Source organism: Lapillicoccus jejuensis, assembly GCF_006715055.1.
Lineage (GTDB): Bacteria > Actinomycetota > Actinomycetes > Actinomycetales > Dermatophilaceae > Lapillicoccus > Lapillicoccus jejuensis.
The window spans coordinates 1,547,630-1,571,593 of record NZ_VFMN01000001.1 but is presented as its reverse complement, the minus strand read 5'-3'; the positions used below and the strand labels follow the sequence as shown (position 1 = coordinate 1,571,593).

Below are 23,964 nucleotides of genomic sequence, written 5' to 3'. Positions count from 1 at the left end.
CCACGCTAGCCAAGCGAACGGAGTTCATCTGGTTCTGTGCGCGGGTGGCGCGCACCCCGCCTCCTGCCCTGCATCCCTTCGCTCAACCGTTCGAGTCCCATCGTCAGTCAATTTGGGTGGACCAAGACGTGCGCATTCGCCGGACGTGGAGCTCGTCAGAAGTTGGTCGCCATGTCCTTGAACCGCGAGTAGTGACCTTGGAAGGCGACGACGATTGTGTCGGTGGGGCCGTTGCGGTGCTTGGCCACGATGAGGTCGGCCTCGCCAGCGCGCTCCGACTCCTTCTCGTAGGCCTCATCACGGTGCAAAAGGATCACCATGTCCGCATCCTGCTCGATACTGCCCGATTCTCTCAAATCGGACATCTGGGGCCGCTTGTCGGTGCGCTGCTCGGCACCACGGTTGAGCTGCGAGATCGCGATGACGGGGACCTCGAGCTCCTTGGCCAGCAGCTTGATGGCACGGGAGAACTCCGAGACCTCCTGCTGGCGGGACTCGACGCGCTTGCCGCTGCTCATCAGCTGGAGGTAGTCGATGACGATGAGCTTGAGGTTGTGACGCTGCTTGAGCCGCCGGCACTTGGCGCGGATCTCCATGAGCGACATGTTCGGTGAGTCGTCGATGAAGAGCGGGGCCTCGGACACGCGCCCCATGGTCTGCGCGAGCCGGCCCCAGTCCTCTTCGCGCATCGTCCCCTTGCGCATGTGCTGGAGCTGGATGCCGGCCTCGGCCGACAGCAGGCGCATGGTGATCTCGGTCTTCCCCATCTCGAGGGAGAAGACGACGGTGGCCATGTTGTTCTTGATCGCCGCGGACCGGGCGATATCGAGTCCCAGCGTGGATTTCCCCATCGCCGGCCGGGCCGCCAGGACGATCATCTGCCCCGGGTGCAGGCCGTTGGTCAGGGCGTCGAGGTCGGTGAACCCGGTCGGCACCCCGGTCATGTCGCCGGACTTTCCGGAGGCGACCTCGATCTCGTCGACGGTCGGCTCGAGGACGTCGCCGAGGCGGACGTAGTCCTCGCCGCCGCGCTTGTCGGCGACGGCGTACACCTCGGCCTGGGCGGCGTTGACGATGTCCTCGACGTCGCCGCCGCTCGTCGCGTACCCCAGCTGGACGATCTTCGTGCCCGCCTCGACGAGGCGGCGCAGGACCGCGCGCTCGACGACGATCTGCGCGTAGTACCCCGCGTTGGCGGCGGTCGGGACGCGGGCGATGAGGTCGTGCAGGAAGGCCTGGCCGCCGACCCGCTGGAGCTCGCCGCGCTTGGTCAGCTCGTCGGCGACGGTGATCGCGTCGGCGGGCTCGCCGCGGCCGTAGAGGTCGAGGATCGCGTCGTAGACGACCTCGTGGGCGGGCCGGTAGAAGTCGGTGCCCTTGAGCACCTCGACGCAGTCGGCGATGGCGTCCTTGCTCAGCAGCATGCCGCCGAGCACGGACTGCTCGGCGTGGACGTCCTGGGGTGGGAGCCGGTCGTCGGGCGCCTGGTCGCTCGCGCCCGGGAACAGCTCCTGGATGGTCACCCCGACCCTGCCTCTCTCCTCGCCCTGCCGGCCGGAGGACCCCGGTCGAACTGGTGTGCGGACATGACAGCATCGAGCACCGACAAGGCCCCACGGGCCCGGTCGGGGCCCCGTCGCGCCCGCCGCGCGCACCCCTGCCCACGGCCACCGGCCGCCGGAGTGCGAAGCGCCACGCTAGGACCCGGGCCGATCCCGCAGCAAACGCCGCCTGTGGACAACGTGTGCACAAGTACGGTGGATGCCGCTCGACGCGCCGGTCGGCCCTGTGGACAGCCGGTGGACAGCCGGTGCGCTCGGACCACCGTCCCCGCACGGCTCGAGCCTGGCGACGTGCACCGACGGTCGTCCACCTGCTGTGGACGACCGTCGGTGCCAGAAATACTTTGTCCACAGGCGCGACCGCCCCACGGTCTACGCTGCCTCGGTGAACGCCCCGTCCGTCGGACCACCGGACCACCCCATCGTGGTCGCGGTCTGCCGCGACGACCGGCACCGCTTCAGCAAGGCCCCGCAGCCGTCCCTCACCCTCCTCGAGGGCCTCGGCGTCGAGGGCGACGCCCACGCCGGGACCACCGTGCAGCACCGCTCCCGCGTCCGACGCGACCCCACCGCCCCCAACCTGCGCCAGGTCCACCTGCTCCCGACCGCCCTGCTCGATCGGGTGCGCCGTGAGGGCCACGACGTCGGCCCCGGCGACCTCGGCGAGAACCTCCTCGTCGACGGCCTCCACCTGCACGCCCTGCCCACCGGCACCCGGCTGCACGTCGGTGGGGCGGTGCTGAGGGTCACCGGCCTGCGCAACCCCTGCCGGCAGATCGACGCCTTCTCGCCCGGCCTCCTCGGGCTCGTCGTCGGACGCGACGACGACGGCCACGTCGTGCGCCGCGGGGGCGTCATGGCCGTCGTCGAGCGCGGCGGCGTCGTCCGCCCGGGCGACGGCGTCCGGGTCGAGACGCCCGCGGCGCCGTACGTGCCCCTCGAGCCGGTCTGAGCGACCCCCTCCCGGAGGCGTACGGCGCGCCGTACCGTCGTCGGCATGTGCCGCAACATCCGCCCCCTGCACAACTTCGAGCCCCCGGCGACCAGCGACGAGGTGCGCGCCGCGGCGCTGCAGTACGTCCGCAAGGTCTCGGGCACCCACGCCCGGACCCCGTCGCGGGCTAACCAGGAGGCGTTCGACGAGGCCGTCGAGACGATCGCGCAGGCCACCCAGCACCTGCTCGACCACCTCACGTCGTCGGCGCCGGCCAAGAACCGCGAGGAGGAGGCGGCCAAGGCGCGGGCCCGCTCGGCCGAGCGCTACAACCGCCCCGCCTGACCTCCAGCCGGCTCAGGGCAGCGGCCCGAGCGGCGGCACCGGCAGCTCCTGCACCTGCGCCGACACCGTGATGGTCGGGCGGTCCGCCACCGAGTGCTGCACCTCGTCGTCGCGGATCGTCAGCAGCGCCGCCGGCCCGTAGACGATCGCCGTCGACCCGTCCTGCGCCCGGACGGTGATGGCGAGCTCCGACCCGGACAGCGAGCCCGGCTCGCCCATGACGACGAGCTCGCGCGGGTCCGGGTCGCCGTTCTGCACGGGGTCGAGCCAGGCGGAGCCGACCCAGGCCCCGGTGCGGCTGAGGACCACCCCGACCGGCTGCGCGTCGGCGCCGGTGCGGCTCTGCTGGACGAGGGTGACGACGGGGGCGCCCAGCGCCCCCCGGTCGCGGACCCGCTGGCTCAGCACGAGGAAGGTCCCCGAGACGGGGGCGTTGCCGAGCGAGACGATCGCCAGCTCGCGGTCCACGACGCCCGGGACCTGCCGCCCGCGCGGGGCGAAGCCCACCGCCTGCGCGACGAGCGGCACTCCGGCGGTGTCCCGCAGCACCGACTGCCAGGACGTCGTCGTCGTGGGGTCGTCGCGGCCCAGGGAGACGGCGAAGGCCTCGTCGTGGTTGGCCGAGTACGGCGGCCCGCCCGTCGCCGCGTAGAGCCGGCCGCCCGCGTGCAGGAGGACCAGCACGTGCGGCAGCGTCTGCGGGTGCTGCTCGGCGAACGTCCCCACCGCCGGGTCGAGGTCGACCTGGTCCCCCTGCAGGACGACCCGGGTCGGCGGCACCCCCGGCGCCCCCACCCACAGCTCCGCCTCGGTCACCGCCGCCGCCAGCCGCCACATCCCGTCCCCGACGGGCAGGACCGGCAGGACCTCGTCGGCGGGGGGCTCCGGCAGGTCCGAGGTGGCGGTCAGCGTGCCGCCCGCCCCAGCGTCGGCGTACGTCGCCGTGCTCGTCGCGTCCGCGAGGGTCACCATCCCGCGACCGTCGTCGCTCCAGTGCGCCTCGACCGCGCAGACCGGTCCGACCGGCGCGGCGACCGGCTCCGACAGACCCATCGAGCCGCCGATCCTCCGCCACGTCGCCAGCGCCCGCTCGAGCAGGGCGCGGTCGCCGATCGCGGTCCCGCCGGACGCGAAGCCGCGGCACGTGCCGACGACGACGGACGGCCCCGGCGTCGCGCTCGAGCAGCCGGCCACCGCCGTGAGCGCGACGAGCAGCGCCGCGGCGAGCAGGGCCGGCCGACGGCGTCCGGTCGGGGGCACGGCGCGCACCGCTCGATTCTCGCCCGCCCACCGGCCCACCGTCCCGCGCAGCGGCCCGGCCGCGCGGTCGGCTCAGTCGGGCTCGACCCGGTCGGCCCGGCGCACGACGACGTACCCGTACACGGCGACGGAGAGCGGACCGACGACCCCGTGGTGGTTCATCCCCAGCGCGACCGCCGCGCCCAGCCCGAGGACGACGAGCGCGAGCCCGAACAGGCGGCGGCGTCGTACCCGGGCCCGGAGCTGTTCCGCCGACCAGCCGGGGTACTCTCCGTACGGCGACGGCGGGAGCGGCGGCTGCTCGGGCATCGGTCCTCCGGGGCGGGTCCGCCGGGTGCGGGTCGGCGGCGAGTCTAGGCTCGGGCGGGTGCCAGCGACCCCGGTTCCGGCCGATCCGGCGGGGACGCGCCGCGAGATCCTGCGGCTCGCCGTACCGGCGTTCCTCGCCCTCGTCGCCGAGCCGCTCTTCCTGCTCGCCGACTCCGCCGTGGTCGGCCACCTCGGCGTCGCCCAGCTCGCCGGTCTCGGCGTCGCCTCGAGCGTCCTGCTCACCGCCGCCGGGGTCTTCGTCTTCCTCGCCTACGGCACGACGAGCGTCGTCGCGCGCCACCTCGGCGCCGGCAGCCCGCGCGACGCCGTCGCCGCCGGGCTCGACGGGCTGTGGCTCTCGCTCGTCCTCGGCGCGGCGGCCGCGGTCGCCGTCGCGGTCCCGGCCGCGTGGTGGGCGGGCCGGTTCGGCGCGGGAGACGCGGCGGTGGAGCAGGCGGCGACGTACCTGCGGGTCGCTGCGCTCGGTCTGCCGGGGATGCTCGTCGTCCTCGCGGTGACCGGGGTGCTGCGCGGGCTGCAGGACACCCGCACGCCGCTCATCACGTCGGTCGCCGGTTTCACGGGAAACATCGCGCTCAACGTGCTGTTCGTCTACGGCCTCGGCTGGGGGATCGCCGGGTCCGCGTGGGGCACCGTCCTCGCCCAGACCGGGATGGCGGTGGCCCTCGTCGTGGTCGTCCTGCGCGCCGCGCGGCGGTTGGGCGCGCCGATGCGCCCCCACCCGTACGGCGTCCTGCGGGCGGCGGTGGGCGGGGTGCCGCTCCTCGTGCGGACCCTCGCGCTGCGGGCGGCGACGCTCGTCACGACCGCCGTGGCGGCGCGGTACGGCGACGACGCGCTCGCCGCGCACCAGGTCGTCCTCACGGTGTGGAGCTTCCTCGCCTTCGCGCTCGACGCGCTCGCCATCGCGGCGCAGGCGATGACCGGTCGCTCGCTGGGGGCGGGTGACGTCGACGGGGCGCGGTCGGTCGCGGCGACGGTCGCGCGCTGGGGTGTCGTCAGCGGGGTCGTCACCGGCGTCGTCGTCCTCGCCGTGGCGCCGGTGGCGGGCCGGGCGTTCAGCAGCGACCCGCAGGTCGTCGGGGCGGCAGCGGGGGCCTTCGTCGCCGTCGCCGTCTCGCAGTGGCTCAGCGGCTACGTGTTCGTCGTCGACGGGGTGCTCATGGGCGCCGGCGACACGGTGTGGCTGGCGGTCGCCATGGTCGCCGCGCTCGTCGTGTGGGCGCCGCTCGTGCTGCTGCTGTCGCGCTCGGGGGCGGCGCTGCCGGGTGGGTTCGGGCACGAGCTCGCGGGGCTGTGGGTGTGGTTCGGCGCCGGCTTCATGGCGCTGCGGGCGGTCGGGCTGTGGTGGCGTTTCCGCGGCGACGGGTGGGCGGTGACCGGCGCCCGGCGCTGAGCGCCCTCCGCCGGGTGACGCGGGGGCGCCGTACCCTCGCGGGGTGGCGCTCGACATCCTCGTCCCCTACTGGGGCGACCCGGCCCTGCTGCGCGCGACGGTGGAGTCCGTTCTCGCGCAACGGAACCCGGACTGGCTGCTCACCGTCGTCGACGACGCCTACCCGGACGACACGGCGTCCCGGTGGCTGGCGACGCTCGACGACCCGCGGGTGCGCTACGTCCGGCAGGAGCACAACGTCGGCATCACGCAGAACTACCGGACCTGCCGCGAGCTGGCCACGCAGGACGTCATGGTCTTCCTCGGCTACGACGACCTGCTGCTGCCGGGCTACGTCGACGTCGTCCTGTCGGCGCACCGGCGCTTCCCCGACGCGGTCGTCATCCAGCCCGGGGTCGAGGTCGTCGACGAGGACGGGCACCGGGTGCGGACGCTCGCCGACGAGGTGAAGCAGCGGCTGGTGCGGCCGCGGGCCGACCGCGCCCGGGTGCTCGGCGGCGAGGAGCTCGTCACGTCGCTGCTGCACGGCGACTGGATGTACTGGCCGTCGCTCGCCTTCCGGACGACGCCGCTGCGCGAGGTCGACTTCCGTGATGGTTTCCCGGTCACGCAGGACCTCGCGCTCGTCGTCGACCTGCTGGTGCGCGGCGGCACCATGGTCCTCGAGCCGACCGTCTGCTTCCGCTACCGACGGCACCGGGAGAGCGCGTCGTCGACGGCGCTGCTCGACGGGTCGCGCTTCGCGGCGGAGCGGGCGTATTTCGCGCTCGCCGCCGAGCAGGCCCGGACGCAGGGGTGGCCGCGCGCCGAGCGGGCGGCCAGGTGGCGGCTGACGTCACGGGCGCACGCGGCGACGCTGCTGCCGGCGGCGCTGCGGTCGGGGCGACAGGACGCCGTACGGGCGCTGGTGCGGCACGCACTCGGCCGCTGACGCACGTCGCCGGAAGGACTTGACGCAGCGTCGAGCCGCTTGACGCGGTGTGCACAGGGCGTCGAGCGGCATGACGCTGCGTCGAGTCCACCCGGCCCGTCGTCGCGCACACGCTCGTCACGCCCGGCAGACCGTGCCCGGTGTGCGAGGCGTGACGAGGGTGCGCTGATCAGCGGCGGTGGTCGTCCCAGCCCTGGAAGCCGGCCGCCCGCGCGGTCTCGGCGTCGCGGAACCACACGGCGTCACGCAGCCGGTCGTAGCTCGGCGACTCCGGGGTGTGGAACAGCATCGAGTCGGGGTTGCCCTTGATCGTCCAGCCCTCGGGGCCCTCGCCGTCCGCGCTCGACGCCGCCGACCCCTCACCCCACGCGGCCGACGGCTCGGCGTCGGCCCGGGCGACGGTGGGCTCCGGCGTCGGCTCCGGTACGTCGTCCTCGCGCGGCGGCGCGCCCTCGTCACCGTCGGTCGTCGGCGCCTGGCCGGCGCGGTCCAGCGGGTCGTCGGAGGCGACGAACGACGCCGTCGTCAGGGTCGCACCCGCCCCGACCTCCGCGGCCGCGTCGTGCCCGTCCTCGCCGTCGGGCTCGGGCTGCGGCGAGTGCTCCGGCTCGGGCTCCGGCTTCGGCTCGGGCTCGGGCTCGGGGGTCTCGTGCGCCGCCGGCTCCGCGACGGGCTCGCCGGCCTCGCTCGCCGCGACGGCCTCGTCCCAGTCGTCGACCGGGGCCTCGTCGGTGGCCGGGGCCGGCGCGGGTGCCGGCGCGGGCTCGGCCGCCGGGGCCGCCTCGACCGGCTCGCCCGCCTCGCTCGCCGCGACCGCCTGGTCCCAGTCGTCAACGGGGGCTTCGTCGGTGGCCGGGGCCGGCTCGGGTGCCGGCGCGGGCTCGGCCGGCTCACCCGACTCGCTCGCCGCCACCGCCTGGTCCCAGTCGTCCACCGGGGCCTCGTCGGCGGCCGGGGCCGGCTGCGAGGTCGCCTCCACCGGCTCACCCGACTCGCTCGCCGCGACCGCGTCGTCCCAGTCGTCGACGGGAGCGTCGTCCGCGGGCGGGGCCGACGCCGGTGCCGACTCGCCGGCCTCGCTCGCCGCCACCGCGTCGTCCCAGTCGTCCCCACCCGAGGCGACCGGCGCCGGCGCAGCCGCAGGCCCCGACCCGCTCGCGGACACGGCCTCGTCCCAGTCGTCGACGGGTTCCGCCGTCGTCGACTCCGGCTCGCCGGACTCGCTCGCGGCCACCGCGTCGTCCCAGTCGTCCCCACCCGAGCTCGCCGCCACCGCGTCGTCCCAGTCGTCGCCACCGGCGGCTCCGTCACCGGCGACGCCCGCGTCCGAGACCGGCTCGACGACGGGCTCGGCGCCCGATCCCGCGACCGCGGTCTCGGGGGCCTGTGCGGCCGGCTCGCCCTGCGGCTGCGGCTGCGGCTCCGCCGACTCCTCACGGGTCGCCGTACCGACGGCGGCGGCACCCGCGGCGCCACCGACGGCCGCCCCGACCGCCACGCGCTCGTCGCCCTTGCGGGGGGCGCGGGCCACCCCGACGCCCGTCGGGCCGCCGGCCCTCGACCGCAGCCACAGGTACAGCGCCACGACGACCACGACGACGAGCAGCACGAACGAGACAGTGGGCATCCGGGAGGTCCTTCCGGGAGACGACGGCGGCCCCGGACAGGGGCACATCGCCCTGAACGCTACTGGCCGCGTCCGCACCGGGCGGTCACCGCGCACCCATGGTGTCGGACGCCACGACGGGGTACACCGGGATGAGCGGGCCGTCCGACCCGCTCCCGCCGACGACGGAGGACCGATGTCCGACCAGCCGCAGCACCCCGACCTCGAGGAGGTGCAGCACAGCATCGACGACGCCAAGCACGCCGCCGAGCAGCTGCACCACGACGCCCCCAACCAGCTCGTCGAGGACGACCAGCAGGTGCCCGAGGAGGGCGACTCCCCGCCCCCGGGCTGACGCCCACCCGCCCGTACGACGATCAGCCGCGCCGCTTGCGCGCCTGCTCGGCCTTGCGCCGCAGCTGGTTGTAGGTCCCGGTGATCCCCATCGCCTTCTTCACCTCGGCGGTGACGGCGCGGACCTCGTCGCGCGTGCGCTCGGTGCCCTCGACGATGATCTCGTCGACGAGCCCGGGCTGGGACTCGTACTCGGCCCGGCGCTCGCGCATCGGCTCGAGGAAGCGGTTGATCGCGGCGGCCAGCTTCTCCTTGACCTCGACGTCGCCGACCCGACCGGCCCGGTAGCGCTCCTCGAGGTCGGCGACCTCGGCGGCGTCGTCGTTGAAGGCGTGGTGGTAGACGAAGACCGGGTTGCCCTCGACGGTGCCCGGGATGTCGGCTCGCACGCGGTTGGGGTCGGTGTACATCCCGCCGACCTTCTTGCGGACCGCCGCGGCGTCGTCGGCGAGCAGGATCGTGTTGCCGATGGACTTGCTCATCTTGGCCTGGCCGTCGGTGCCGACGAGGGTCGTGATCTCGGACTCGACGAGCTCGGGGACGGGGAAGACGTCGCCGTACAGGCTGTTGAAACGGCGCGCGATCTCGCGGGTGACCTCGACGTGGCTGTGGTTGTCCTTGCCGACGGGGACGACGTTGCCCTTGACGCAGAGGATGTCGGCGGCCTGGAGGACCGGGTAGCCGAGCAGGCCGTACGGCATCTCGTCCTTGCCGGCGCTGCGGGCCATGTCCTTGAGGCTCGGCACGCGCTCGAGGCGCGGGACGGTGACGAGGTTCTGGAAGAGCGTGTTGAGCTCGGTCACCTCGGGGATGGCCGACTGCAGGTAGAAGGTCGCCTTCGCCGGGTCGATGCCGGCCGAGAGCTGGTCGAGGACCATGGCCCGGGCGTTGGCGCTGACCTGGTCGATGTCGGCGCGGGTGTTCTTCGTCGTCAGCATGTGCAGGTCGGCGATGATGAAGAACGCCTCGTACTCGTGCTGCAGGCGCACCCGGTTCTCGATGCTCCCGACGTAGTGCCCGAGGTGCAGCTGGCCGGTCGGCCGGTCCCCGGTGAGCATCCGCTTGCGCGGGGCGGTCGTCTCGCTGGTCACGTCGGTGGGCACGTCGGCGGTCACGGTCGTCCTGGTCGTCTCGAGGGTGCTGGTGGTCATGGTCGTGGTCCTTCCGGTCGGTGCCCCGGAGCGGACTTGCGGCCCCGGACGACGGTCCGGACACGCAGAAGCCGCCCTCGCGGGGCGGCTTGGTGGTCGTGCTGTGGTGGGTGGGCCGCCCGTCAGGGCAGCCACCAGCGGCGCGCGGCGGACCGCGGCGGTCGCTGGCTGGTGGTCACGACGACGATGCTACCCCCGCGCCACCAGAGCGCGGGGGCAGCACCGGACCGGTCGTCAGTCCCCCTTGACGTTGACGATCTGCCGCAGCACGTGCCGGACCTCGACGAGGTCCTCCGCGTCGGCCATGACGACCTCCACGTCCTTGTAGGCCGCGGGGATCTCGTCGAGGAAGGCCTGCGACCCGGACCACTCGATGCCGTCCATCGCCGCGACGAGCTCGTCGTAGGAGAACCGCCGCTGCGCGGCCCGCCGGCCGTACTCGCGGCCCGCCCCGTGCGGCGCGGACTCGAGCGACATGCGGTCACCCTTGCCGACGACGACGTACGACCGGGTCCCCATCGACCCGGGGACGAGGCCGGGCACGCCCGCGCCCGCGTGGATGGCGCCCTTGCGGGACACCCACACCTGCCGGCCGAAGTGCGTCTCCTGCTCGGTGTAGTTGTGGTGGCAGTTCACGAGCTCGTCCACGACGACGTCGCCGCCGACCCACTCCTCGAAGCAGGTGACGACCCGGTCCATCATCTCCTCGCGGTTGAGCAGGGCGAAGTGCTGCGCCCACCGCAGCTCGCGCACGTAGGCCCAGAACTCGTCCGTCCCCTCGACGAGGTACGCCAGGTCGGGGTCGGGCAGGTCGATCCACCACCGCTCGCACAGCCGTTGCGCGACCCTGATGTGGTGGGTGGCGATCTTGTTGCCGACGCCCCGGGACCCCGAGTGCAGGAACAGCCAGACCCGGTCCTCCTCGTCGAGGCTCACCTCGATGAAGTGGTTGCCCGAGCCGAGCGTGCCGAGCTGGAGCCGCCACCCGCCGGCGTACGACGCCGGGTCGAGACCCGCGCTCGCCGCGCGCGACTCGAGCTCGTCGAGCCGCGCCCGGGTGTGCTCACGGGTGACGTCGGTGTTGTACGCGCCGGCCGACAGCGGCACCGCGGCCTCGATCGCCTGCCGCAGCGGGCGCCGGTCGACCGGCAGCTGCGAGGCGTCGTACTGCGTGCGCAGCGCGATCATGCCGCAGCCGATGTCGACGCCGACCGCGGCCGGGATCAGCGCGCGCAGGGTCGGGATGACCGACCCCACCGTGGCGCCCTTGCCGAGGTGCGCGTCGGGCATGAGGGCGAGGTGCGGGAACACGAAGGGCAGCTGCGCGGTCCGCACGGCCTGGTCCCGGGTCTGCGCCTCGAGGATCGAGGCGAAGCTCACCAGGCGCTGGGTGATCTTCTCCATGCGGACCAGTGTGACCGACGGAGAGCGTTGTGCCCCAACGGTTTTCCACAGTGTCGCCGTCGCCGCACCCTCAGACGGCGACCACCCGCCCTGACGGCACCGTCGAGACGTCCGGCACCCCCGACCACACCGGGTTGGTGAAGGCGAGCACCGAGCCGGACGCGTCGCGCGCGACGACCCGGTGGTACGCCGCCCCGCCGGCCACCCCCAGCGACACCGCGCCACCGACGAGGGCCGTGTCCACCGACAGCACCGTCGAGGTCGTCGACGGCACCGCGGTGGCGCGGGGCGTCGTGGGCCGCACCGCACCGCGCACGACCTCGAGGGTGGCCCCGGCGGGCAGCCCGGTCGCGAGGACGGTGAGCTCGCCGGTGGCCGTGACGACCGAGGACGGGACGGACCCCATCGGGCGCCCGTCGAGGGTGACGGCGAGGTCGCCGAGGAAGCCGTTGCGGGCCACCGTGGCCCGGCCGGTGCGCAGCGCGGCGAGCTCGTCGTCCGGGGTGCCGTCGGTCCACAGCTGGGTGAGGAAGGTGTCGCGCCAGGTCACCGCGTTGTGGTCGTCGCTGACGCCGTTGGCGGTGAGGACGACGCCCTGCTGCCACAGCAGGTCGCCGAGGGCCAGGTGGTCGGCCAGGGTCATCCCGCCCCGCTGGACGTAGCCGAGCTCGACGACGTCGGCGCCGTAGACGCGGGACGGCGCGACGGCCGCGAAGACCTTGCCGATCCGGGCGGCGTTGCGGGCGGGGCTCGCCGTGCCGAAGGGGTGGTTGTAGCTGGCCACGCCGCCGCCGGAGTGGATCGTCGCGACGGCCCCGGCGACCGCCTGGTCGGAGAAGGGCACGAGGGTCGCGCCGGCGCCGTACCAGCCGACGTGGTGGTCGCCGTTGCCCGAGACCTCGATGCCCGGGCGGCGGGCCACGGTCGGGTGCGCGGCGAAGGCCTGGTCGTACGCGGCGGACACGGCGTCGACCGCGGCCTGCCCGGTCACCAGCCGGGGCAGCCCGACCCGGGGCAGGGTGACCTCGACCGAGCCGGACAGGGCCGTCACCTGCAGCGCCAGACCGGAGAGGGCGTTGTCGGCCGGCAGCGAGTCCGCGCCGAAGGCCGCCGTGGCGTCGTCGAGCAGCGTGAGCACGACCGGGGCGGCCATCCCGACCCGCACGTGCCGGAACACGTGCGCGGTCCAGGCGTCGACGCGGACCAGCGAGTCCGGCGTCGTCCCGAACCGGTAGACGAGCTGCTGCTGCCTCCCCGCCCGGGTGCTCAGCGTCGCCACCACCTCGAACCAGGCCTGGCCGCTCAGCCCGACGACGGTGAACGGGAGCTCGACCTGCCGGCCGACGATGCTCCCCTCGAGCTGGTTGCCCACGGTGCTCACGACGACGCCGTACGTCGCCCCCTTGGCCCTCGCCGTGACGGCGAGGTCGAGGACCGGCCCGCTCGCCGCGGTGACGACGGCGGCGCGCGACGTGGTCACCCGGCCCTTCGCGTACGGCGTCCAGGTCCAGCCCCCGGCGGAGAGCGCGGTGAAGTCGTAGCCCCGCGGCAGCCGGGTGTCCGGCGGCAGGGCGAAGAGCCGCCAGTCGTGGTCGGTGAGCCACAGGGCGTCGCACCCGGCCTGCTCGGCCAGCGCCGTCTGGGCGGTCGCCGACCCGGTCCCCTCCGACCCGCTGGCGTGCACGTGCATCGCGTGCCGGCGGCTGCTGGTCCCGTCGGGCAGGACGAGCTGCCCGGCGGTGCCCCGGCGGGCGGCGGGGACGGCGGCCCGGACCGGTCGGGTGCGGCCCTGCAGGAGCAGGGCGGCCCCCGCGGCGGCGGCCCCCGCCCGCAGCAGGTCGCGCCGGCGCGGCCGGCCGAGCCGCTGCAGCCGCAGCGCCGCCTTGAGCGTCCGACCCCCCAGGTGGTCGCTCAGCAGGTCACGGCACTCCTGGGTGGCCTCGTCGCACATCCGAGGAGTGTGCGGTGCGACGGGCCCCGGCCGGTGCGGGTCGCCCGGACGGTGCACGAGGTGGTCGCTCGTGCAACGCGGCAGGCCCCTCAGGGGCGGCCCCCGTGCGGGACGTCGACCCGCACGGTCCGCAGGCTCGCCTCGCGGGCGGCGCTGCGGGCGTGCTCGTCGAAGTCCGGCGCGCAGCACATGACGAGGGTGCGGCCGTCGTCGCCGACGAGCTGGCAGGCGAAGACGCCCGTCCCGGGGTGCACCTCCTCGAGGACCTCGCCGCCCTCCCTGACCCGCAGGACCCGCCCGTTGGTCGCGTCCGCGACCCACAGGCATCCCTCGGCGTCGAGCCCGCACCCGTCCGGCGCGACGACGAGCTGCGGCAGGACGTCGGCGAGCGCACGCCCCGTCGGCAGCTCGCCGAACCGCGCCCAGACCCGGCGGTCGGTCAGCGATCCGTCGGCGGCGATGTCGAAGGCGGTGACCCGGTTGCCGAAGGTCTCGTCGACGAGGAGCGTCCCCTCCGGGGTGATGACCGAGCCGTTGGGGAACCACAGGTCGTCGGCGACCTGGGTCACCGTGCCGTCCGGGTCGACGCGCAGCAGGACGGCCGGGGCGACGTCCGCGCCGCCCATGAGGTCGAAGCCGAAGTTGCCGACGAAGGCCCGCCCCTGCTCGTCGACGACCATGTCGTTGGGGTGGCCGGTGACGTGCGCCGAGAGGTCGGCGTGGGTGACGAGCGTGCCGTCCGCCTCGCGGCGCAGCAGCCGGCGGTCGCGCATCGAGACGACGAGCAGCCGCCCGTCGGGCAGCCACCCCAGCCCCGACGGCTGCTGCGGCACGTGCGCCTCGACGCGCAGGTCGCTGCCGTCCTCGGCGCACGAGGAGACCGCGTGCGTGTAGAAGTCGACGAACCACAGCCGCCTCTCGTGCCAGCGCGGGCACTCGGCGAAGGACAGGTCGGTCACGAGGGTCTGGACGTCGGTGGCCATGACCTCACGCTAGACCGCGACGACGCGCCCCGGGTCGATCCCGGCGGTGCTGGGCACCCCCGACCACACCGGGTTGCCGAACTGCTGCACGACCCCGGCGCCGTCGCGCAGCAGGACGCGCACGTAGCCGTTGCCGCCGGCCACGCCGACGTCGGTCGAGCCCGACGCGAGCGCCGACCCGGGCAGCCGGGTGACGGTGAGGTCGGCCGCGGTGCGCCGGCGACCCAGGGGGACGACGGCGCCGCGGACCACCTCGAGGGTCCACGAGGCGGGCACGCCGCTCGCGCGGACGGTGAGGGTGCCGGGGGCGTTCTGGGTGCGGCTCGGCACCGACCCCATGGGGCGACCGTCGAGCTCGGCCCAGAGGTCGCCGGCGTAGCCGGTGCGGGTGACGGTGGCGCGCCCGGTCCGCAGCGCCGCCAGGTCGGCGGCGGGGGTGCCGGTCGACCACGGCTGGGTGAGGTAGGTGTTCTTCCACGTGTTGCCGTTGTGGTCGTCGCTGACGCCGTTGGCGGTGATGACGACCCCGTCGCACCACAGCAGGTCGCCGAGGGCGAGGTGGTCGTCGGTCGTCATCCCGCCGCGGCTGTCGTAGCCCAGCTCGATGACGTCGGCCCCGTAGACGCCGCTCGGGCGGATCTGCGTGTAGGCCTTGAGGATCTTGGCGGGGTCGCGCACCCCGGTGGAGGTCGCGACGCCGTACGGGTGGTTGAAGGAGGCGATCGAGCCGCGGGCGCGGATCTGCGCGACGGCGGCCTCGAGGCTCGTCGTCGTCTCCGAGAAGGGCAGGTTCGTCGCGTCGTCGCCGTACCAGCCGAGGTGGTGCTTGTCGGTGCCGGAGACCTCGATCCCCTTGCGCCACACGGCGGTCCGGCCGGCGGCGACCCGGTCGTACATCGCGCACACCGCGTCGAACGCGGCCTGGCCGGTGACGTCGCGGGGCAGGTCGAGCCGCGGCAGCATCACCTCGACGCGGCCGCCGGCGGTGTTGGCCTGCACGGTGATCCCGACGACCGAGTTGTCCTGCGGGTCGCAGACGGAGCCGAAGAAGGAGGCGACGTCGGCCTCGATGTCGACGGGGTCGGCGATGGTGTCGCCGACCCGGACCGGCACGAAGACGTGCGCGGTCGTGGCGTTGACCAGCCTCCGCGAGGCGGGGGTCGTGCCGTACCGGTAGACCAGGTGCAGGACCCGCGAGCCCTGGTTGGACAGGGTGAGCACGACCTCGAACCAGGCCTGCCCCGACAGCGCCGTCACCGTCGCGGGCGCGAGCAGGCTGCGCCCGATGACCGAGCCCTCGAAGAGGTGGGTGCGGGTGGTGGCCTTGAGCCCCGTCGTGGCGTTGCCGCCCGCGGTCACCCCGAGCGCGAGCGCCGAGCCGCCCTGGTACGGCGTCACCTGGGCCCGGCTCGCGGTCGCCGCCCCCGACGCGGTCGGCTTCCACGTCCACCCGGCCGACTTCAGCGACGTGAAGGCGTAGCCGCGGGCGATGCGGTCGTCACCGGGGACGGCGAACATCCGCCAGTCGTGCTCGGTCGGCCAGATGACGTCGCAGCCGTTGGCGTCGGCGAGGGCGATCTGGTTGGCGAACGACCCCGGCCCCTCGGAGGCGGAGGAGTGCACGTGCATCGCGTGCCGCCGGCTACGGGTGCCGTCCGTCAGGACCAGGCCACCGACCGCCGCGGGGCCCGCCGACAGCGCCCGCGCCGGCGGGGCGGAGCGGGCGGCGAACCAGGCGACGGCGGCGGCGGCCGACCCCCAGCGCAGCACCTGGCGGCGGGTGAAGGGGTGCCCGACGGCCCGGCCGGTGCTCAGGGCGCCGCTCAGCCCGAGGGCGTGCAGGTCGAGGTCGGGGCAGTCGTCGTGGTCGTCGCACACGGGGACCATCATGCGGGCGGGCGGTGCGGCACGCGGTCCGAACGCCGCGTTTCGGGTCCGGACGGACCATCCCGCGACGGCGCCGCGCGTGGTTGACTCCGAAGCCCCGGGCCCTCCCCCTCCCCCCGCCCGGTCCCTGCTGAAGAGGTGTCCCCGTGCCCCGGCGCCCGCGCCCGCTCGTCCTGCCGCTCGTCCTGCTCGCCGCGCTCGCCCTGTCCGGCACCGGTCCGGCCCCCGCCGCCACCGCTGTGACCGGCGCGGTGACCGCCCCGGCCCCGGGCACCTACGTGCCGATCACTCCGGTGCGGGCCCTCGACACGCGCGTCGCCGTCGGCATCCCCACGCGCACCCCGGTCCCCGGGGGCGGCATCGTCCCCGTCGACACGACCCGGGTCGCGGGGCTGCCGGCCACCGGGGTCGGCGCGGTCGTCGTCACCCTCACCGTCACCGCGCCGCAGGCCGCCGGCTACCTCACCGCCTGGGCCGACGACGAGGACATGCCGGCCACCAGCTCGCTCAACTGGGCGCCGCAGCAGACGGTCGCGAACACCGCCGTCGTCCGCGTCGGGCAGGACGGGCGGCTGCTCCTCGAGAGCGGGTCGGCCGCGCCCGCGCACCTCGTCGTCGACGTCGAGGGGTACGTCGCCGCCGGCAAGCCCGCCACGGCGGGCGCCTACACGCCGATGTCGCCGCAGCGCGTCCTCGACACCCGCAAGGCCGTGGGGATCGCGACGACGACCCCGCTGCCCCCGACCTCGTCGACCCGGCTGACCCTCGGTGGCCACGGCGGACCGGCCGCCGGGGCGGGCGCGGTCGTCCTCAACCTCACCGCCACCGCCGGCACCCAGACGGGGTACGTCGCGCTCGGCGGCAAGCCCGTGCCCCCCTCCGGTGGGTCGGTGCTCACCTGGCGCCCGGGGCAGACCGTCGCCTCGCTCGTCGTCGCACCGCTGGCCCCCGACGGTTCGGTCACCCTGTACGTCGCCTCGGTCGGGTCCGTGCACCTCGTCGCCGACCTCGTCGGCGTCCTCACCCCGGGGGCCGGCACCGACCCGGGCACGACGACCGTGGCCCTGCCCTACCGCCAGCTCGACACCCGCGCGCCGGGGGCCACCTTCGGCGCGCTCGCGCCGCGGACCTCCCGCCCGGTGTCGATGGCGGCGGGACCGTTGGCCGTCGCCCCGGGCACGGTGTCGGCGGTGCTCGTCACCGTGACGGTCACCAACACCCGGGCCGGCGGCTACCTCACCGGCTACGCCAGCGGCGGCCGGGTCCCGACCGCGTCGCTGGTCAACTGGGCGACCGGGCAGACGGTGTCGGCGACGGTGCTGCTGCCCGTCGGTCCGGACGGCCGGATCGCGCTCTGGAACGGCTCGGTCGGCGCCGCCGACGTCGTCGTCGACCTGTCGGGCACGGTCGCCGCCGCGGTCGGCTGACGCCCCGCCCCCACGAAGAACGGGACGCCCCCGCCCGGACCAGGTCCGGGCGGGGGCGTCGTCGTACGGCGGGGTGGGCCGTCAGGCCTCGACGACCTCGAGCTTGAGGGTCGCCTGGACCTCCGGGTGGAGCCGGACGGTCGCGTTGAACGAGCCGGTCGACTTGATGTGGCCGCCGACCTCGATCTTGCGCTTGTCGAGCTGCGGGCCACCGGAGGCCTTGACGGCCGCGGCGACGTCGCTCGCGCTGACGGCGCCGAAGAGGCGGCCGCCGCGGCCGGCCTTGGCGGAGACCGTGACGGTCTGCGCCTCGAGGCGGCCCTTGAGCTGCTTGGCGTCGTCGAGGTCGTGGATCGCGCGGGAGGCGCGGGCCGCGGTGATGGCCTCGACCTGCTTCTGGCCGCCCTTGGTCCACGGCGTCGCGAAGCCGCGCGGGAGGAGGAAGTTGCGGGCGTAGCCGTCCTTGACGTCGATGACGTCGCCGGCGGCACCGAGACCCGTGACCTCGTGGGTGAGGATGAGCTTCATGTGTCTGTCTCCTCGGCTCAGCGGGCGGAGCTGCTGTAGGGCAGCAGCGCCATCTCGCGGGCGTTCTTCACGGCGGTGGCGATGAGGCGCTGCTCCTGCACGGAGACGCCGGTCACGCGACGCGCGCGGATCTTGCCGCGGTCGGAGATGAACTTGCGCAGCAGCGCGGTGTCCTTGTAGTCGATGTTCTCGACCTTGGCGGCCTTGAGCGGGTTCGCCTTCTTCTTGGGCTTGCGCACAACGGGCTTGGCCATCGTGGTGCTCTCCTTCTAGGGATGAGAGCCCGGGGTTGTGCCCCGGGATGGGGTCTGTCTGGTCTTGCTGTCTTGCCGTGCGGGTCGGCTCAGAACGGGGGCTCGTCGTACGACGGCGCGCCGCCGCCCCAACCGCCCTGGTTCCCGCCGCCCTGGTTGCCGCCACCCTGCTGGCCGCCGCCGGAGCCTCCGCCCCAGCCGCCGCCCTGCTGGCCGCCGCCGTTGCCGCCGGAGCCCCCGTTGCCACCACCGGTGGCCCAGGGGTCCTCGGCCTGCTGGCCGCCGCCGGAGCCTCCGCCCCAGCCGCCGCCCTGCTGGCCGCCGCCACCGCCACCGAAACCGCCGCCACCGCCGCCACCGCCGGAGCGCTGGGTCTTGGTGACCTTGGCCGAGGCGTACCGCAGCGAGGGGCCGATCTCGTCGACCTCCATCTCGACGACGGTGCGCTTCTCGCCCTCCTTGGTCTCGTACGAGCGCGACTTCAGCCGGCCCTGCACGATGACGCGGGTGCCCCGCTGGATGGACTCGGCGACGTTCTCCGCCGCGTCGCGCCAGACGGAGCACCGCATGAAGAGCGTCTCGCCGTCCTTCCACTCGTTCGACTGGCGGTCGAACGCGCGGGGGGTCGAGGCCACGGTGAAGTTCGCGACCGCGGCCCCGGACGGGGTGAAGCGCAGCTCAGGGTCACCGGTGATGTTGCCGATGATCGTGATGACGGTGTCGCCTGCCATGGGTCCTCCGGGATGGGCGGGACGGGGTGCAGCGGGTGGAACGGGTCGAGCGGGTGCGCGGTGGGGCTCAGGCGCCGGGGCGCAGGAGCTTGGTCCGCAGGACCGACTCGTTGAGCCCGAGCTGGCGGTCCAGCTCCTGGGCCGTGGCCGGGGTGGCCGTCAGGTTGACGACGGCGTAGATGCCCTCGGACTTCTTCTTGATGTCGTAGGCGAGGCGACGGCGACCCCAGATGTCGACGTTGTCGACGGAGCCGCCCTCCTTGCTGACGACGGTGAGGAACTTGTCGAGCGACGGGGCGACCGTCCGCTCGTCCAGCTCCGGGTCGAGGATGACCATGAGTTCGTACTGACGCATGCGCTGACCCACCTCCTTCGGTCTTGGCGGTCACGGTCTCTCCGTGACAGGAGGGTGCGTACGTCGTGCCGTGACGAGCCTCCCACGCTCGGCGCGGAGGCCGGCTCCGTCGTCCACAGGGGACGACCGGGCCACGACAACCGGCTCAGACTACCGGGCGCGGACCCTCCCCCAGAAATCGTCGGGCCGACGGTGCTCCGAGTCTGCTCCGAGTCTGCTCGGGGTCCGCTCAGGGGCCGGTCGGGGGTGGCTGAGGGTGCCCACGCATGGCCGCCCGTCCCGCCCCACCGCGAGGGTGGGGCCATGACGACGACCGGCACCGCGCCCCGGACCACGGCGCCCGCCTCCACCACGGCAGCGGCGACCGCGGTCGTCGACGGCGCCTACCTGCTGCCGCGCAGCGTGCTGGCGACGGTGCGGCTGCTGCGCGGGGAGGGGGTGCGGCGCTACCGGGCGTCGTACCCCGTGGGCGGCGACGTCGCGCCGACGTCCTCCCCCGCACGGGTGGCGACCCACGTGGTGGCCGGGCTCGTGCTCGGCGTCGTCACCGTGCTCGTCGTCGCCGCGGTGGCGCTCGTCCTCGCGCTGTCGCCGCTGCTGCTCGCGCCCGCCGGGCTGGCCGGGGTCGGCGCCCTCGGCGCGGTCGGCTCCGCGCACGACCGGATGACCCGTCGGCTGCTCGACCGCGGGGCGGTCACCCGAAGCGGACGATGAGCTCGTCGCGGGCCCCGCGCAGGGGGCCGGCCAGCGGGTCGGTCTCCTCCTCGACCGCGGCCTCCTCGTCAGCGGCCTCGAGGGCCTCGAGCAGCTGCGGGTCGAGCGCGTGCCCGGCCTCGGCCGCCGTACGGCGTCGCTCCTGCGCCTCCTCGCGCAGGTCGGGCCAGCGCGACCGCGCCATCCGCCAGGTGCGCACGAGCAGCCACGCCATCCCGGCGAGCCGCAGGACGAGGAAGAAGGAGTACCAGCCCGGCGGCAGTCCGCGGTCCGGGGTCGACAGCCCGGCGATGTAGAGCCAGACGGTGACGAAGTAGAGCGCCTCGACACCGGCCCAGACCAGGTGGTCGCGCCAGGACAGGCCGACGAGGGCGACGAGCGGGACGAGCCACAGCGAGCTCTGCACCGGCACCGACTTCCCGGTGACGAGGACGATCGCGACCATGACGAGGGCGACCTCGGCGACCCCCGGTCGGCGGGGGCTGGACAGGGCCAGGACCGCGCCGGCGAGCAGCGCGGCGACCCAGCCGACGACGGCGAGCACGGTGACCGCGCCGGCCGGCAGCGGGTAGCCGGCCAGCTGCGGCAGCACCCACGGCGACCCGAAGCCGGCCGCCGACCCGGCCCAGGCGCGGTAGGCCGCGAGGGCCGCGTCGGGGTTGAGCAGGGCGAGCAGACCGGTGACGAGGGCGACGGTGCCGGCGGCCGCGCCCAGGGTGCGGGCGACGGCAGGCACCCGCCCGGCCCGCAGCCCGACGAGCAGCAGGGCGACGAGGACGAGCACCGGGTAGCTGCGGGCGGAGACGGCGAGGCCGAGCAGGGCGCCCGCGGCGACCGTCCGCTCCCGGCGCCACGCCCACAGCCCGGCCGCGACGAGCGCGACCCCGAGGACGTCGGGCGCGACGACGACGGTGAGGACGACGACCGGGGAGAGCGCGACGTGCGCGGCCCGGAACGGGGTCCGGGGCACCGACATCGCCGTCCACCACGTCGTCAGCGCGAGGAGGATCCCCGCGAGCGCGGCCCACAGGACGAAGTACAGGAGCATGCGGTGCTGCGCGTCGCCGTCGGGGACGAGCTGGGCCACGACGGTCATCGTCACCGCGGTGAGCGGCGGCTGGGCCAGGGTCGGCGACCCGGTCGCGCCAGTGAGGAAGGGGACGGCGCCGACGCTGAGGCCGTTGTCCTTGTACGTGGCCGGCAGGTCCGAGAAGCACAGGTGCCAGAACTGGTCCGGGGTGCTCCAGCCCTGGTCGACGCAGTGCGCCCGCTCGATCACGGCGGCGCCCATGGTCAGCGCGCTGAGCGCGGCGAGCAGCGCGGCGACGACCCGCAGCCCGTGGGCCAGCGGGACGGCGTACCGGCCCATCGGCCCGCCGACGACGTGGCTGGCCTCGCGGACCACCGGGTCCTCGAGCGTGGGGACGGTGACGAGGTCGGGGGTCTCCGGCGGCCGGCGCTCGCCGACGCGCGGCAGGTCGCGGGCCACGGGGCGAGGGTACGGCGCCCCGCTGGGCCTCACCCCGCCGGTGGCGGCGTCGTCGGCGTGGCGGCCGGGCCGGCGACCCCGCCGGCGGGGGCCGGCGTCGTCGACGTGGCCGACGGGGTGGGCGTCGGGCCCGGGGTCCGGGTGCGGGTCCGGGTCGGGGTCGGGGTGGGCTGCTGCGTCCTCGTGGTGCTGGTGGTGGTCGGCGGGACCGTCGTCGTCGTGCTCGGCGGCGCGGTGGTCGCCGTGCTCGGCGCCTGGGTGACCGGCGGCGCGGTCGTCGTCGGCGTGGCGATCTTGTCGTCGCCGATGCCGGCCCGCTGGGGGAAGCCCTGGACGGGCAAATTCTGCGTCGCCGCCTGCATGAACTGCAGCCAGATCGACAGCGGCAGGCTGTTGCCGGACAGCTCGTTGATGCCGGCGATGTTCTCCAGCGGCTGCGGGGTCCCGTTGACGTCGCGGTACATGCCGACCGAGACCGACAGCTGCGGGACGACGCCGGTGAACCAGACCGACTTGTGCGACTCGCTCGTCCCGGTCTTGCCGGCGACCGGGCGGCCGAGGTCGGAGGCGCGCACCCCGGTGCCGCCCGGCTCCGTGACCGCCTGCATGGCGTCGAGGGTGTCGGCGGCGATCTCGGACGAGAAGGCGGTCTGCGTCTCCTTGGGCCCGGAGTAGTCGATGCCGAGGACGTCGGAGGTGGCGCGGGCCACGAGGTGCGGGGTGGCGCGCTTGCCGCCCGCCGCGATCGTCGCGTAGGCGTTGGCCACGTCGAGCACGTGCGGCGAGGCGGTGCCGAGGACGTTGGTCAGGGTGTCGTCGAGGCCCTGGGTGCAGCCGTTGGTCCTCCCGGCCGCGCACGGGGCCGGGATGCCCGCGGCGACGGCCATCTCGCGGGTCGACTTCGGGCCGATCTGCTCGTTGAGGCGGGTGTAGACGGTGTTGACCGACTTGGCCAGACCCGTGCGCAGGGTGATCCGCCCGAAGCCCTCGTTGAACTCGTTCTCGACCGTGGTCGTGCCGAAGATCGCCGGGCTGCTGCCGTCGAAGCGGGTGTTCTCGCTGATGCCCTGCTGCAGCGCGGCCGCGAGCGCGAACGGCTTGAAGGTCGACCCGGCCTGCATGACGGCCTGGGTCGCCGAGCTGAGCGGCCGGGTGAGGTAGTCGGCGCCGCCGTACATCGCGACGATCGAGCCGTCACCGGGGCGGACCGCGGCGAGACCGGCGTAGACGTCCTTGGCGTCCGAGGGCACGGTGTCCTGCACGGCCTTGACGGCCGCGTCCTGCGCCGTCCTGTCGATCGTCGTCGTCACCCGCAGCCCGCCGCGGTCGATCTCGTCGTCGCTGAGCTTGAGCCTGGCCTTCAGCTCGTCCCGCACCGCCGCGACGATGTAGCCGTTGGTGCCGGAGAGGGCCTTGGTCTTGGGCGGGCTGACGGTCTTGGGCAGACCGGTGATCTTGGCGCGGTCGGCCTGGCTGAGCCAGCCCTCGGTGACCATCCCGTCGAGGACGTAGTCGACGCGGCGCTGGAGGTTGACCTGCTGCTCCTGGCCGAGCGCCGGGTCGTAGAGGCTGGGCGCGTTGAGCACGGAGGCGAGCACGGCGCCCTCGGCGACGGTGAGCTGGCTGGGGTCCTTGCCGAAGTAGGCGCGCGAGGCGGTCTTGATCCCGTAGGCGCCGCGGCCGAAGTAGATGGTGTTGAGGTAGTCCTGGAGGATCTCGTCCTTGGAGTGGGTCTTGTCGATCTTGACCGCGATGACGATCTCGTTGAGCTTGCGCGTGAGCGTCTTGTCCTGGGTGAGGAAGTAGTTCTTCACGTACTGCTGGGTGATCGTCGACCCGCCCGAGAGCGTGTCGTTGCCGCGGACGGCGTCGTACACGGCGCGGGCGATGCCCTTCACGTCGATGCCGGGGTTGGAGTAGAACGAGCGGTCCTCGGCGGCGATGACGGCGTGCTGCACGGTGACCGGCACGTCCTTGAGGGTGACGTCCTCGCGGTTGGCGTTGACGTCGCTGATCCGCGCCATCTCGGTCCTGCCGTCGGCGTAGTAGACGATCGAGGCCTGCGCGAGCGCGAGCTGGTTCGGCTGGGGCACGTCGATCCGGGCGTAGGCGACGGCGATGCCGACGCAGCCGAGCGCGAACAGGGTGAGCAGCGCGTAGAACGGCCAGCGCACCCAGCGCCAGATCCGACGGCCACGCGACGGCTTCTTGCCGCCACGACCCTTGCCGGTGGGGCGGCCCGCGGCGGGACGACCGGCGGCGGGGCGGCCGGCTGGACGACCCGCGGCGGGGCGGCCGGACGGCCGGGCGGGCGGGCGGTTCTGGCTGCTCACGGTCCTGCTTTCGTCGGGTGACGCACTCGGTCCGGCGCG

22 protein-coding genes are annotated in these 23,964 nt (G+C 74.5%); 7 read left to right on the top strand and 15 right to left on the bottom strand.

Annotated elements, in window-relative coordinates:
* Nucleotides 1-155 precede the first annotated feature (155 nt).
* A complete protein-coding gene (dnaB, locus tag FB458_RS07435) occupies nucleotides 156-1,523 on the bottom strand; it encodes a replicative DNA helicase (protein WP_141847930.1) in 1,368 nt (455 codons plus the stop codon).
* Between the two features lie 424 nt (nucleotides 1,524-1,947).
* Between dnaB and FB458_RS07430 the strand changes: the two genes are divergently transcribed.
* A complete protein-coding gene (locus FB458_RS07430; protein WP_246061109.1) occupies nucleotides 1,948-2,514 on the top strand; it encodes an MOSC domain-containing protein in 567 nt (188 codons plus the stop codon).
* A gap of 45 nt (nucleotides 2,515-2,559) precedes the next feature.
* On the top strand, nucleotides 2,560-2,841 hold the full coding sequence (locus FB458_RS07425; RefSeq protein WP_141847928.1) for a DUF2277 domain-containing protein: 282 nt from the start codon (nucleotides 2,560-2,562) through the stop codon (nucleotides 2,839-2,841).
* 12 nt (nucleotides 2,842-2,853) lie between these two features.
* Here FB458_RS07425 and FB458_RS07420 read toward each other — a convergent pair whose 3' ends face one another.
* Nucleotides 2,854-4,110: a hypothetical protein gene (locus FB458_RS07420; protein ID WP_141847927.1), complete on the bottom strand. Its 1,257-nt coding sequence runs from the start codon at nucleotides 4,108-4,110 to the stop codon at nucleotides 2,854-2,856.
* 63 nt (nucleotides 4,111-4,173) lie between these two features.
* Nucleotides 4,174-4,410, bottom strand: a complete 237-nt coding sequence (locus FB458_RS07415) for a hypothetical protein (RefSeq protein ID WP_141847926.1) — start codon at nucleotides 4,408-4,410, stop codon at nucleotides 4,174-4,176.
* 58 nt (nucleotides 4,411-4,468) lie between these two features.
* Between FB458_RS07415 and FB458_RS07410 the strand changes: the two genes are divergently transcribed.
* Both FB458_RS07410 and FB458_RS07405 read left to right on the top strand, forming a co-directional pair.
* Nucleotides 4,469-5,827, top strand: coding sequence for an MATE family efflux transporter (locus tag FB458_RS07410; RefSeq protein ID WP_246061108.1), 1,359 nt, complete (start codon nucleotides 4,469-4,471; stop codon nucleotides 5,825-5,827).
* Between the two features lie 43 nt (nucleotides 5,828-5,870).
* Nucleotides 5,871-6,758, top strand: a complete 888-nt coding sequence (locus tag FB458_RS07405; RefSeq protein WP_141847925.1) for a glycosyltransferase family 2 protein — start codon at nucleotides 5,871-5,873, stop codon at nucleotides 6,756-6,758.
* Nucleotides 6,759-6,927: 169 nt separating this feature from the next.
* On the opposite strand, the gene FB458_RS07400 is transcribed toward FB458_RS07405, so the two are convergent.
* Nucleotides 6,928-8,385 carry a sunset domain-containing protein gene (locus tag FB458_RS07400; protein ID WP_141847924.1) on the bottom strand — a complete coding sequence of 486 codons (1,458 nt, stop codon included), beginning with the start codon at nucleotides 8,383-8,385 and terminating at the stop codon, nucleotides 6,928-6,930.
* A 175-nt stretch (nucleotides 8,386-8,560) separates the two neighbouring features.
* On the opposite strand from FB458_RS07400, the gene FB458_RS21265 reads away from it, so the two are divergent.
* Nucleotides 8,561-8,719, top strand: coding sequence for a hypothetical protein (locus tag FB458_RS21265; RefSeq protein ID WP_170185593.1), 159 nt, complete (start codon nucleotides 8,561-8,563; stop codon nucleotides 8,717-8,719).
* Between the two features lie 22 nt (nucleotides 8,720-8,741).
* Here the strand turns inward: FB458_RS21265 and trpS are convergent, their stop codons facing one another.
* From trpS to FB458_RS07375, 5 genes are all read right to left on the bottom strand, one after another.
* A complete protein-coding gene (trpS, locus tag FB458_RS07395) occupies nucleotides 8,742-9,869 on the bottom strand; it encodes a tryptophan--tRNA ligase (protein ID WP_211355959.1) in 1,128 nt (375 codons plus the stop codon).
* A gap of 234 nt (nucleotides 9,870-10,103) precedes the next feature.
* The gene (locus tag FB458_RS07390; protein ID WP_141847923.1) at nucleotides 10,104-11,273 is read right to left on the bottom strand and encodes an RtcB family protein; all 1,170 of its coding nucleotides are present in this window, start codon (nucleotides 11,271-11,273) and stop codon (nucleotides 10,104-10,106) included.
* Between the two features lie 70 nt (nucleotides 11,274-11,343).
* Nucleotides 11,344-13,224 (bottom strand): CehA/McbA family metallohydrolase domain-containing protein, encoded by a 1,881-nt coding sequence (locus FB458_RS07385; protein ID WP_141847922.1) that lies wholly within the window; start codon nucleotides 13,222-13,224, stop codon nucleotides 11,344-11,346.
* Nucleotides 13,225-13,313: 89 nt separating this feature from the next.
* Nucleotides 13,314-14,207: an SMP-30/gluconolactonase/LRE family protein gene (locus tag FB458_RS07380; protein WP_141847921.1), complete on the bottom strand. Its 894-nt coding sequence runs from the start codon at nucleotides 14,205-14,207 to the stop codon at nucleotides 13,314-13,316.
* Nucleotides 14,208-14,216: 9 nt separating this feature from the next.
* A complete protein-coding gene (locus FB458_RS07375) occupies nucleotides 14,217-16,085 on the bottom strand; it encodes a CehA/McbA family metallohydrolase domain-containing protein (protein ID WP_141847920.1) in 1,869 nt (622 codons plus the stop codon).
* A gap of 155 nt (nucleotides 16,086-16,240) precedes the next feature.
* Here FB458_RS07375 and FB458_RS07370 point away from each other — a divergent pair, with 155 nt between their 5' ends.
* On the top strand, nucleotides 16,241-17,521 hold the full coding sequence (locus tag FB458_RS07370; RefSeq protein ID WP_141847919.1) for a hypothetical protein: 1,281 nt from the start codon (nucleotides 16,241-16,243) through the stop codon (nucleotides 17,519-17,521).
* Nucleotides 17,522-17,602: 81 nt separating this feature from the next.
* Here FB458_RS07370 and rplI read toward each other — a convergent pair whose 3' ends face one another.
* The 4 genes from rplI to rpsF form a co-directional block, all read right to left on the bottom strand.
* A complete protein-coding gene (gene rplI / locus FB458_RS07365) occupies nucleotides 17,603-18,049 on the bottom strand; it encodes a 50S ribosomal protein L9 (protein WP_141847918.1) in 447 nt (148 codons plus the stop codon).
* A gap of 17 nt (nucleotides 18,050-18,066) precedes the next feature.
* The gene (gene rpsR, locus FB458_RS07360) at nucleotides 18,067-18,303 is read right to left on the bottom strand and encodes a 30S ribosomal protein S18 (protein ID WP_013494395.1); all 237 of its coding nucleotides are present in this window, start codon (nucleotides 18,301-18,303) and stop codon (nucleotides 18,067-18,069) included.
* Nucleotides 18,304-18,392: 89 nt separating this feature from the next.
* The gene (locus tag FB458_RS07355) at nucleotides 18,393-19,034 is read right to left on the bottom strand and encodes a single-stranded DNA-binding protein (protein WP_141847917.1); all 642 of its coding nucleotides are present in this window, start codon (nucleotides 19,032-19,034) and stop codon (nucleotides 18,393-18,395) included.
* Between the two features lie 67 nt (nucleotides 19,035-19,101).
* Nucleotides 19,102-19,389: a 30S ribosomal protein S6 gene (rpsF, locus tag FB458_RS07350; protein WP_141847916.1), complete on the bottom strand. Its 288-nt coding sequence runs from the start codon at nucleotides 19,387-19,389 to the stop codon at nucleotides 19,102-19,104.
* A gap of 303 nt (nucleotides 19,390-19,692) precedes the next feature.
* On the opposite strand from rpsF, the gene FB458_RS07345 reads away from it, so the two are divergent.
* Nucleotides 19,693-20,103, top strand: coding sequence for a hypothetical protein (locus tag FB458_RS07345; RefSeq protein ID WP_141847915.1), 411 nt, complete (start codon nucleotides 19,693-19,695; stop codon nucleotides 20,101-20,103).
* Here the strand turns inward: FB458_RS07345 and FB458_RS07340 are convergent.
* Together FB458_RS07340 and FB458_RS07335 are read right to left on the bottom strand one after the other, a co-directional pair.
* Entirely contained in the window at nucleotides 20,084-21,592 is a 1,509-nt protein-coding gene (locus tag FB458_RS07340) for a glycosyltransferase 87 family protein (protein ID WP_141847914.1), read from the bottom strand. The two genes, FB458_RS07345 and FB458_RS07340, sit on opposite strands and share 20 nt — an antisense overlap.
* A gap of 29 nt (nucleotides 21,593-21,621) precedes the next feature.
* Complete coding sequence (locus FB458_RS07335; protein WP_170185592.1) at nucleotides 21,622-23,925, bottom strand: transglycosylase domain-containing protein; 2,304 nt, start codon at nucleotides 23,923-23,925, stop codon at nucleotides 21,622-21,624.
* Nucleotides 23,926-23,964 lie beyond the last annotated feature (39 nt).